The sequence below is a fragment of the Pseudomonas sp. PICF6 genome, from assembly GCF_009831705.1.
Taxonomy (GTDB): domain Bacteria; phylum Pseudomonadota; class Gammaproteobacteria; order Pseudomonadales; family Pseudomonadaceae; genus Aquipseudomonas; species Aquipseudomonas rhizophila.
On the sequence record NZ_WUUD01000026.1, the window covers coordinates 166810 to 176400 of the forward strand.

The following is a 9591-nucleotide window of genomic DNA, read 5'->3' on the forward strand; positions in this document are numbered from 1 at the left end:
GGTCGCCGCCGAGAAGCTGGCGAAGACGATTGCCGAGCGCACCCCACTCAACGGCGAACCACAACGTTTCGTGACAACGCCAGCGGAAAAAATCATCCACAAGGGCGACCTGCGTCAGTTCCTGCCCCTGGACCCGCTGTTCGAAAACCTGATGCCAGCCCAGGAGCCGCTGGTCAAGCGCACCACCCGTGAAGCCGACGATCAGCCGGCCGAAGGCGACGCGCTGTTTGCCGATGCCCAGGTGCCCGTGGCGCTGATCGGCACCAGCTACAGCGCCAACCCCACCTGGAACTTCGTCGGTGCCCTCAAGCAGGCCCTGAACAGCGACGTCGTGAACTACGCCGAAGACGGCCATGGCCCGATTCTGCCGATGCTCAGCTACCTCAAGAGCGACGCCTTCAAGAACAGCCCGCCCCAGGTGCTGATCTGGGAGTTTCCTGAACGTTATCTGCCTGTGAACAACGAAATCGGTGACGCCGACCCGCAGTGGGTCGCAGAACTCAAGCAAGCCGGCGCACGCCAACAGAACGTAGCCGCCAACACCCCATCCGAGACGCCCGACCGGGCGCAAAACTGAAAGAGAGGTCCACCATGACTTTCACTACAACTCCTCGCCGTCTCGCCGCTCGCTCCCTCAAGGCCGTTGCCCTGGTTGCCAGCATGAGCGCCCTTTCACTGTCCGCCTTTGCCGGAGGTGACTCGGCCCTGTATGGCCCGGTTGCGCCAAAAGGGTCGAGCTTCGTGCGGATCTACAACGCCAGCAACGCCGAAGTCAGCGCAACCGTCGGCAGCACCAACCTGAGCGACGTAGCACCACTGGCCAGCACCGACTTCAGCTTCATGCCTGGCGGCGACTACAGTGCCAAGGTCGGCAGCCAGACCGTCCCGGTAAAACTGGCTCCCGATCACTATTACACCCTGGTCAACAACGCCAGCGGCCAGCCTCAGTTGATCGAAGAACCGCCATTCAAGAACAAGCAGAAATCCCTGGTTCGCGTGCAGAACCTTAGCGACAAGCCGCTGACCCTCAAGACCGCCGACGGCAAGACCGAAGTGGTCAAGACCGTAGCGGCCAAGAGCCGTGGCGAGCGTGAAATCAACCCGGTGAAAGTGAGCCTGGCGCTGTTCGACGGCGACAAGAAAGTCGGCGACCTCAAGCCCGTGGCCCTGGAACGCGGCGAAGCGGCCGTGCTGTACGTCACCGGCTCCGGCAGCAGCCTGTCGCCAGTGTGGGTAAAACGCCCGGTGTCGACCCGATAAGAGCAGCGGCAAGTTTCCAGCTTCAAGCGGCAAGCTTGCTTGCAGCTTGAAGCTCAAGACTTGCCACTGCCGCAGGAACAACAACAAGAGAGTGAAACGACAGAACGCAGTAGCTCTAAAAACCATTTCGATTTGTAGGAGTAACAAACATGATTCCGGTGATCTTGTCAGGTGGTAGCGGCTCACGTCTTTGGCCGCTTTCGCGCAAGCAATTCCCTAAACAGTTCCTGGCCCTGACCGGCGAACATACCCTGTTCCAGCAGACCCTCGAGCGCCTGGTGTTCGAAGGCATGGACACCCCGATCGTGGTCTGCAACAAAGACCACCGGTTCATCGTCAACGAGCAGTTGACCAACCGCAAGCTGGAAGCCCAGCGCATCCTGATGGAACCGTTCGGGCGCAACACCGCGCCGGCCGTGGCCCTGACGGCGATGATGCTGGTCAATGAAGGCCGCGACGAGCTGATGCTGGTCCTGCCGGCCGACCACGTGCTGGAAGACCAGAAGGCCCTGCAACGTGCGTTGGCCCTGGCCACCGTGGCCGCCGAGCGTGGCGAAATGGTGCTGTTCGGCGTACCGGCCACCAAACCGGAAACCGGTTATGGCTACATCAAGTCGACCAACGACGCCCTGCTGCCTGAAGGGGTGAGCCGCGTTTCGCACTTCGTCGAAAAACCCGACGTCAAGCGCGCTACCGAGTTCGTCGAAGCCGGTGGTTACTTCTGGAACAGCGGCATGTTCCTGTTCCGCGCCAGCCGTTTCCTCGAAGAGCTGAAAAAACACGATCCGGACATCTACGACACCTGCCTGCTGACCCTGGAGCGCAGCGAACAGACGGCCGATACCATCACCTTTGACGAAGCCACTTTCGCCTGCTGCCCGGACAACTCCATCGACTACGCGGTGATGGAAAAGACCCAGCGCGCCTGCGTGGTGCCACTGTCGGCCGGCTGGAGCGATGTCGGCTGCTGGTCGTCGCTGTGGGAAGTCAACGCCAAGGATGCCAACGGCAACGTCACCAAGGGCGACGTCGTCGTCCAGGACAGCCGCAACTGCATGATCCACGGCAATGGCAAGCTGGTGTCGGTGATCGGCCTGGACAACATCGTGGTGGTCGAAACCAAGGACGCCATGATGATCGCCCACAAGGACAAGGTCCAAGGCGTCAAGCAAATGGTCAACACCCTCAACGCCCAGGGCCGCACCGAAACCCAGAACCACTGCGAGGTCTATCGTCCATGGGGTTCCTATGACTCGGTGGACATGGGCGGTCGTTTCCAGGTCAAGCACATCTCGGTCAAGCCGGGCGCATGCCTGTCGCTGCAGATGCACCACCACCGCGCCGAACATTGGATCGTGGTCAGCGGCACCGCTGAAGTGACCTGCGACGAGAACGTGTTCCTGCTCTGCGAAAACCAGTCGACCTACATCCCGATCGCCTCGGTTCATCGCCTGCGCAACCCGGGCAAGATCCCGCTGGAAATCATCGAAGTGCAGTCCGGCAGCTACCTGGGCGAAGACGATATCGAACGCTTCGAAGACATCTACGGTCGCTCCACCCCGGTCGAACGCGGCGTGTCGGTGAAAACCATCGCCCAATAACGATCAGCAGAACAAGAAGCCCCCGTCCAGCCCACTGCGTCCCCTATCCGCAGTGGGTTGGGTGGGGGCTTTTTTATTGATTGACCACTCGCTTGGCATCAAACTTTTCGGCAATCCTGGCCGAGCGCGGATTGACCGCGTCCGTTCTGATTTTTCTGATGTCCGCGCCCTTCGAAATGGCCTTGATTGCATGCACCGTCAAGAATGTACCCACCCCCTTCAGGATCGGCAGTCGCGCCACTGAGGTGGCCTGCGCCAACGCCTCTTTCTTCAAGGTCCCGCCATCCTGGGTTTCAGGGTGGACGACCACTTGCACAACATCCACTTCGGTTTTTCCCTTCGTTGTAAACGCGTTCAATTCGGCCAGACCATAAATCTGTCGCTCTTCAGGTGGTTTCAACTTGTCGGATTTTTTCATGACCGCGAAAAAGCGCCGCTCAACGACGAAATCAGGGTGCCTGTTCAACGCGTCCGGATCGATCGGCTCGTCCACGAATACATCATTGGCACTGCGCAACATGTAACTGGAAATGCTTGCCCCCAGACCGAAGTTTGAAGGTTGCCCAACGACCTTCGAACTCGATGTTTCGCTGGAGAGGGCTTTATAGCGTTGCTTGTAGCGTTGTAGATTCTGTTTGACCTCATCCCCTCCCACCAGATAGTCATTGAATGCACCGACCTCCACCACTTTGAAGTCATTCACATCGCTGAACTTTCCTGTGGCTTCCTTGAACACGCCAACCCTGCTCGTAAGCGCTGCCGCTGTGAGCTTCAGTCGGTTTTTTACGCCCACTTCTATTTCGTACTTGCCAGTCTTGTTGAGCCCGTCGGCGTCCCGAAAAGTCAGCGGGTTATTGCTCACCATCGCGTACAGATTCAGCCCATCGATATCTCCCGCAGGGTCTGGATTCAGCCAGCGCTGCAGACCGGGCATGTAGTACCGATAGCCGTAGTAATAGAACCCTGTTGCATCCCGCTCCTTGCCCGAGTAACGAACCGTCTTGTAACTGACCTCGATCACATCTTCCCCGGCCAGGTACGCGGTCTCGCCGAAAGGATAGAAGTGCTCGCGGCTGATGATTCTCCCGTCCTGGGCAAGCTCCAGACTGGTCGAACCCAATTGGTCGGTAAAACTGTATCGATAGAGGTCATTGGCCCCCGCAGGTGATGGGCTTTCCCAATGCAATACCCGCACACTGTTGAGCCCACCCTGGACGATGATGACCTGGAGAGACTCCCCAGTGCCGCTGTCGGCACGCAGTTCCAGCCCAGGCAAATAACGCACCTCGGCGGTCAGCGTCCGGGCACCGGCTTGCAGAGTGCGCAATTTGCGAACGCGCAGACCGCTGCCGTCGTAAACATAAATCTCACCGTCGTTAAGCCTTGAGGCGCGTTCGATGGGGGTGACCGAACTCAACTGGTTGCGCAGATCCCAAGCCAGGAAACGCCCCTCGTCCTGTTCCAGACAATTGCCCCGCGCATCGAACGCGGCGCAGATTTCATCTTCCGTTGGGGGCACGCCGTTGCGGTACGGCAAACAACGATTGCTGTAGCGGGCCGCTTGCAACTGGCGGCCATGATTCTGAGCGCCGACATGGGTCAGCTCCAGCAGGTTGCCGCTTTCGTCGTAGCGATAGGTCTGCCGGTAGTTGCTCACCGCCGCCGGGTCGACGCGACCAACGGACTCCGGTCCCTGATTGGCAGCGCCCGCCTCCCAGCCGCTGGCTTCAAGCAATTGGTAGAGACTGTCGTAGATAAAACGACTGATCGGGTTGATACGCTGATTGGCGAAGTAGCGCACCGGCAGGGCCTTGTCCTCGATACTCAGCACGTTACCCATGGGGTCATAGGTGTAGAACAGGTCTTGCAGCACCTGATCAGCGCACCTGGCGTGGCGTTCCATCAGCCGGCCATCATCGGGACTGTAGCTAAGTGTGGTCTGCACGCCGTTACCGGCCGTTTCTTGCTCTATTTGCCCCTCGGCGCTGTAACGGATATCCCTGACCAGCGGCTGCCATGTGTCCTGCCCGTTTAATAACAAGTGATTTTCATGCAACCGGCCATCGCGGGTCAGTCTCTTGCGTTGTCGATGGCCCAGGGCATCCATTTGCTCCAGCACGTCGCCCTGGGGGCCAAGGCACCAGGTTGACCGGGCTCCCTCGCCGGGCTCGAGCAGTGTTTCGCGCTCGGCTTCCGGCTCCGGCCAGTCGGGAGTGACGGCATCAAGGATGAAGCGACGGTTCTGGACAAGGTTTTGCGCGGTGAGGGAAAACGACTCCAGCAGCACGCTACCCGCCGGGTCATCGTGACGGATCAACTGCCCGTACTGGTTATGGTCGCGATCGCCCCGGCCCGGGGAACCGTACTTCAACCGCTCCATGCACCGACGCAGTTGCCCGGCGCCTTGTTCGAGCACCACCACGGGACGGAGCAGGTCGTCGTAGCCCACCTCGCGATGCGTGCCCCGACCGTCCCACGCCCGCAAACCCTCGCCGGCGAGCCCAGGCAGATCGATCTGCCTGCCCGCATCGACGCTATCGGTACGCAGCGCGGCAGCGGACAGCGAATAAACCGTCGTAAGGTTGGCCGGCGCCGACTGATCGTCTGGTTGCAAGCGCCACAATCGAGGATCCCACTGTTTTGCCAAACGACCGGCGGCATCGAAAAGGCTGCGAGTGACGCGCTCTTGCGTGGGCCCGTTCTCGATGTTGCGCCAATAGTCGACCGAACGAACCGGTAAATTCCTTGGGTCAAAGGCCATCAGCCTCGGGGTTCTCTGATCCATGCCCATCTAATCAGACCTCTTGGTCGTAGCACCGCAGCGTCGTAAACGGCATCTAACAAGGGCAGACAACCCTTGCCTACTGTCAGATATGACAGCGGCGACCGACGGCCCGAGACGGATGAATACCCACGGCCCGCCCCCTCCGGTAGGATGGCGTGACGGTAACGGAGGCTTCACCCATGCTTATCGGCGTCTTGCTGGTCATCACCTGGCTCATCCTGCTGCTGCGCTATCCGGCCAAGGCGTTGCCGGTGTCCCTGGCGGCGTTCGTCGGGCTGGGACTGGTGGCCGCGTGGGTACTCTGGGAGGACAGCCGCGAAACCCGGCAACTGGCGCGCCTGGATCTGCGCGTCACTTACGCCCCCGAACGCTGCCCGGCCGACCGTCCGCTGTTGCTGAACATGACCAATGGCAACGATGTACCGCTGATCGAACTGCGCTGGCGAATCGCGGCGTATGCACCCGGCGACACCATCAACCTGGCCGACAATCAGTACACCGCACCTCGTTACAGAGGCCCAGGCGAGTTGCAGCCCGGCGCGGACTGGCAGGATTGCCTGCCCCTGCCGCCACTGCGTCCCGGCTACCGCCCACAAACCCTGGAGTTTCGCGCCGAACGATTGCAAGGCAGCTTCTCCAACTGATCCCCTCTCACTGTTTGCATAAGGAATGGCTATGCCCGTTGCGTTGATTACCGGATGTTCCAGCGGCATCGGCCGCGCCCTCGCCGATGCCTTCAAGGCCGCCGGCTATCAAGTATGGGCCAGTGCACGCAAGGATGAGGACGTGGCGCTGCTCAGTGCTGCCGGGTTTACCGCCATACAACTGGACGTCAATGATGGCCCGGCCTTGGAACAGTTGAGCGAACGCATCAACCAACAACACGGCGGTCTCGATGTGCTGATCAACAATGCCGGCTACGGCGCCATGGGTCCCTTGTTGGACGGTGGTGTGCCGGCCATGCAGCGCCAGTTCGAAACCAACGTGTTCGCGGTCGTCGGAGTGACCCGCGCACTGTTCCCGGTGCTGCGCCGGGCCAAGGGATTGGTGGTGAACATCGGCAGCGTTTCCGGCGTGCTGGTGACGCCATTTGCCGGCGCCTATTGCGCCTCGAAGGCGGCGGTGCATGCCTTGAGCGATGCGCTGCGCATGGAACTGGCACCGTTCGGCATCCGCGTGATGGAAGTCCAGCCCGGCGCCATTGCCTCCAGCTTCGCCAAAAATGCCGGCCATGAAGCCGAGCAACTGATCAGCGAACAGTCACCCTGGTGGCCTCTGCGCGACGGCATCCGCAGCCGCGCCAAGGCGTCCCAGGACAACCCGACCCCGGCCAGCGATTTTGCCGCAGGACTGCTCAAGGCCGTGCAGCAACCCAGGCCCCCGCGCCTGCTGCGCTTGGGCAATGGCAGCCGGGCGTTGCCGTTGATGGCCGGTTTGCTGCCCAAAGGGTTGCTGGAAAAAGGCTTGATGAAGCGGTTCGGGTTGGGTGGGGCGCTGTAAAATACAGGGTAAACACGCATGAAACCCTGTGGGAGCGAGCCTGCTCGCGATAGCGGCGGCACAACCAACCTCTCTGCCCACTGAAACACCGCTATCGCGAGCAGGCTCGCGCCCACAATTATCCGTGGGCGTCAGCGCTCGGTTTGGGATCGACCACCACCGTACAGGTCATCCCCGCCGCCAGCAGCACGCCGTCCGGCACTTCGTCGATATGGATCCGCACCGGCACCCGCTGCGCCAGGCGAACCCAGTTGAAGGTCGGGTTCACATCGGCGATCAACTCGCGGCTTGCGGGGTTGTCACGGTCGTAGATGCCCCGCGAGATGCTTTCCACATGCCCCTTGAGCACCTCGCCGCTCATCAACTGCAACTGCGCCGAATCACCGACCCGCACCTTGGGCAGCTTGGTTTCTTCGAAGAAGCCGTAGACCCAGAACGAATTCATGTCCACCACGGCCATTTTCGCCTCGCCGATGCGCGCATAGTCGCCCCGATGCACGTTGAGGTTGGTGACATAACCGTCCACCGCCGCGCGGACCTGGGTACGGGCCAGATTCAGTTCGGCGGCCTCCAGTTGCGCCTGGGCGTGCTGGTAATCGGCCAGGGCCGAGTCGGCAATGTTACTGGCGTCGTCACGGTTTTCCCGGGAGATCACCAGGCTGTCCAGGTCGGCACGCCGATGCGCGTTGACCTTGCGCATTTCCCAGGTCGCCTTGCGCGAGGCCACCAAAGAGCGAGCCTGTTTCACCGCAATGCGGTAATGCTCGGGGTCGATGCGCATCAGCAGGTCGCCCTTTTTTACCAACTGGTTATCACGCACCGGTACCTCGACCACCTCACCACTGACGTCGGCGGCGACGTTGATGATGTCGGCGCGCACCCGACCATCACGGGTCCACGGAGTGTTCATGTAGTGCACCCACAACACCCGGCCGATCCACAGGGCAAGGGCCAGCACCAACAGCGTCGCAAGCAGGCTGAAAAACTTTTTCATCGCATTGATCTCAACGGTAGACCGTCAGCGCCAGCGCGCCAAACAGGCAGGTAAACAGACTCAGGCGCAGCAGCGCCGGGTGCCAGAAGAAGCGGTACAGGTCCAACCCCGACAGAAAACGATCCAGGGCCCAGGCCAGGGCGGCGGCGATGAAAAACATCAAGGTCATGGTGGGCATGTACACGCCATGGAAGGCGATTTCACGAGGCATGTTCGGGTTCCTGGGGCAGCGGCCTGGCGTAGGCCGCCAATGGCGATTGCGGGTCCAACAGCGAGGTGCGGATGAAATGCAGGTAGCTTTTCACCCGGCGCAGGGCTGAGGTGTCGAAATGCGGGGCGAAGGGTTCGTCACTTGCCTGTACGCGGCTGATGGCATGGTCGACCGCCAGCAGGGCGCGCTCCAGATTGCTCTGGCCGGGCTGACGAAACAGCCGCACCAACGCCCGCCCCATCACGCGGATCGCCTGGCGCCAGGGCTGGCTTGGGGCATAGGCCGGATGCACGGGCAAGATCGCCTGTTCCTTGCGCAATTCGATAATCGCGTGGCCGACTTCCAGGACCACAAACATCCAGCGCAACAGATCCCGCTGCACCCCAGGTTGCCCCGCCGCCAGTCCATAAGCCTGATGCAGCAAGTCCCGGGTGCGACTTTCAAAGCCCGAGGCCAGGCCCTTGAGCCGGCCGCTGATGGCAAACACCACCTGCTCGCGCAGGTCTTGTTCGAGCCGGCGCCACAACCAGCGACTGTTGGGCGGCAGAATGATTGCCCCGGCAGCGGCACATACCAGCATGCCAAGGATCATCGCGAGGTAATCGTTGATGAAGGTGTAGGGGTTGTAGACCGTCAGGTTGTCGGGCACCGAGCCTGTGCAGAAGAAGATCAACAACCCCAACCCGACCCCGGCGTATTGCGGTCGCGAGCTGAGGAATGAGCCCAACATGATCACCGGCGCCAACATCACGCAGAGCAAGGGGAAGCCATCGATCAGCGGGAAGATGAAAAACATCTCGACGAAACCGATCAAGGCCCCGAGCAGCGTGCCACACGCCATCTGGAACGCCATGCGTTTGGGGTTGGGCGTGGCGGCCGACAAGCCCACCGTGGCGGCGGCAATCATCGTCATGGTCGCACCGCTCGGCCAGGCCGTGGCGACCCAATAGCTGCCCAGCACCAGCAGGATGAACGCTGCCCGAAACCCCGACGCCGCAGCCGCCAGACCGTTGGTCTGCGGCATGAAAGGTTGGTCCCATTGCTCGCGTTCGTGGCGATGATCAGCCAGCGACGCATGGGTCTGGGCGTAGCCGTGCAAGTCATCGACGAAGCGATACAGCAGCTCGTAAGCGGTGTGAAAGTCCAGCCGTTCTGCCTCGCTCGGATCTGTTTCTTCGAACACCCCACGCAGCCTGCGGACCTGTGCCGGCAAATCGGCTTTATAGGTTGCCAGCTCCGC

At 61.1% G+C, this 9591-nt stretch carries 8 protein-coding genes and 1 pseudogene; 5 read left to right on the forward strand and 4 right to left on the reverse strand.

The window, feature by feature from the left end:
* The 3 genes and pseudogenes from GSM73_RS27475 to GSM73_RS17305 form a co-directional block, all read left to right on the forward strand.
* Positions 1-577: pseudogene (locus tag GSM73_RS27475) on the forward strand (alginate O-acetyltransferase); the annotation flags it as partial.
* 14 nt (positions 578-591) lie between these two features.
* Entirely contained in the window at positions 592-1260 is a 669-nt protein-coding gene (locus tag GSM73_RS17300) for an alginate O-acetyltransferase AlgF (RefSeq protein WP_047228837.1), read from the forward strand.
* Between the two features lie 149 nt (positions 1261-1409).
* Positions 1410-2861, forward strand: a complete 1452-nt coding sequence (locus GSM73_RS17305) for a mannose-1-phosphate guanylyltransferase/mannose-6-phosphate isomerase (protein ID WP_047228836.1) — start codon at positions 1410-1412, stop codon at positions 2859-2861.
* A gap of 73 nt (positions 2862-2934) precedes the next feature.
* On the opposite strand, the gene GSM73_RS17310 is transcribed toward GSM73_RS17305, so the two are convergent.
* On the reverse strand, positions 2935-5652 hold the full coding sequence (locus GSM73_RS17310; protein ID WP_160893338.1) for an RHS repeat domain-containing protein: 2718 nt from the start codon (positions 5650-5652) through the stop codon (positions 2935-2937).
* A 173-nt stretch (positions 5653-5825) separates the two neighbouring features.
* Between GSM73_RS17310 and GSM73_RS17315 the strand changes: the two genes are divergently transcribed.
* Positions 5826-6290: a hypothetical protein gene (locus GSM73_RS17315; protein WP_047228834.1), complete on the forward strand. Its 465-nt coding sequence runs from the start codon at positions 5826-5828 to the stop codon at positions 6288-6290.
* 31 nt (positions 6291-6321) lie between these two features.
* Positions 6322-7146: an SDR family oxidoreductase gene (locus GSM73_RS17320; protein ID WP_047228833.1), complete on the forward strand. Its 825-nt coding sequence runs from the start codon at positions 6322-6324 to the stop codon at positions 7144-7146.
* Positions 7147-7264: 118 nt separating this feature from the next.
* Here GSM73_RS17320 and GSM73_RS17325 read toward each other — a convergent pair whose 3' ends face one another.
* The 3 genes from GSM73_RS17325 to GSM73_RS27480 form a co-directional block, all read right to left on the reverse strand.
* On the reverse strand, positions 7265-8140 hold the full coding sequence (locus tag GSM73_RS17325) for an HlyD family secretion protein (RefSeq protein WP_047228832.1): 876 nt from the start codon (positions 8138-8140) through the stop codon (positions 7265-7267).
* Positions 8141-8150: 10 nt separating this feature from the next.
* On the reverse strand, positions 8151-8351 hold the full coding sequence (locus GSM73_RS17330) for a DUF1656 domain-containing protein (protein WP_024617598.1): 201 nt from the start codon (positions 8349-8351) through the stop codon (positions 8151-8153).
* On the reverse strand, positions 8341-9591 hold a 1251-nt coding region (locus GSM73_RS27480; protein WP_256676942.1), incomplete at its 5' end, for an FUSC family protein. The genes GSM73_RS17330 and GSM73_RS27480, both read right to left, overlap by 11 nt.